Origin of the sequence: Flavobacterium sp. RNTU_13 (assembly GCF_046614455.1) — a bacterium.
Classification (GTDB): domain Bacteria; phylum Bacteroidota; class Bacteroidia; order Flavobacteriales; family Flavobacteriaceae; genus Flavobacterium.
In genome coordinates, this window is the sequence record NZ_JBKJHB010000016.1 from 1 (window position 1) to 798 (window position 798).

Sequence of the window (798 nt, forward strand, 5' to 3'; positions counted from 1 at the left end):
GCAGCCGGAGCAGCGTTAATCGTTACCGATGTAGCCGTTGAGATACAACCCGCAGCATTCTTAGCAGTCACAGAATACGTTCCTGCTGCAACACCCGTAAACGTAGCCGATGCCTGGTAGGTAGTTCCGTTGATACTGTAGGTCATACCTGTTCCTGTCGGAGCAGTTACAGTTATCGAACCTGTAGCAACTGAACATGTTGGTTGAACAGTTGTAGCAACCGGAGCAGTCGGTGCTGCCGGAGCAGTGTTTATTGTTACCGATGTAGCCGTTGAGATACAACCCGCAGCATTCTTAGCCGTTACTAAATATGTTCCTGCTGCAACACCTGTAAAGGTAGCTGATGCCTGGTAAGTCGTTCCGTCAATACTATACGTCATACCTGTTCCTGTAGGAGTAGTTACAGTTATCGAACCTGTAGCAACTGAACACGTTGGTTGAACCAAAGTAGCAACCGGAGCTGTTGGCGTAGCCGGAGCAGCGTTTATTGTTACCGAAGTCGCAGTCGAGATACAACCCGCAGCGTTTTTAGCTGTTACGCTGTACATACCTGCTGCAACACCTGTAAAGGTAGCTGATGCCTGGTAGGTTGAACCATCAATACTATACGTCATGCCCGTTCCTGTTGGAGCAGTTACAGTTATTGAACCTGTAGCAACCGAACAAGTAGGTTGAACAGTCGTTACTGTCGGAGCTGCTGGCGCAGCCGGAGCAGCGTTAATCGTTACCGATGTTGCCGTTGAGATACAACCCGTAGCATTCTTAGCAGTCACAGAATACGTTCCTGCTGCAACACCC

General features: G+C 49.2%; 1 pseudogene. It reads right to left on the reverse strand.

Annotation, left to right across the window (positions count from 1 at the left end):
- Positions 1 to 798, reverse strand: a pseudogene (locus tag ACLI08_RS16375) (hypothetical protein); the annotation flags it as partial.